Genomic DNA, 349 nt, shown 5'->3' with positions numbered 1-349 from the left:
TCCGAAGATCCCCTGCTTTCTCCCGTAGGACGTATGCGGTATTAGCATTCCTTTCGAAATGTTGTCCCCCACTAATAGGCAGATTCCTAAGCATTACTCACCCGTCCGCCGCTAAGATCAGTAGCAAGCTACCTCTCTCCGCTCGACTTGCATGTGTTAAGCCTGCCGCCAGCGTTCAATCTGAGCCATGATCAAACTCTTCAGTTAAAATCATTTTGCACCTTATTTAAAGACAAGGTGCCAATTCTGGCTCATCAATTACTGACTTAAATTTCGCTCAAATAAACTTCGAGTAATTTAAACCAATCAATCAATGAAAATTATTTCGATTAATCAATCAGTAAAAATC

At 41.3% G+C, this 349-nt stretch carries 1 rRNA gene; it reads right to left on the bottom strand.

The window, feature by feature from the left end:
- Window positions 1-207 (bottom strand): 16S ribosomal RNA (locus J580_RS0104550); the annotation flags it as partial.
- Between the last annotated feature and the right edge of the window lie 142 nt (window positions 208-349).

This window comes from Acinetobacter sp. 1542444, from assembly GCF_000581835.1.
GTDB lineage: Bacteria > Pseudomonadota > Gammaproteobacteria > Pseudomonadales > Moraxellaceae > Acinetobacter > Acinetobacter pittii.
Note: the sequence above shows the minus strand (reverse complement) of the source record. Positions and strands in the feature narration are given on the sequence as shown.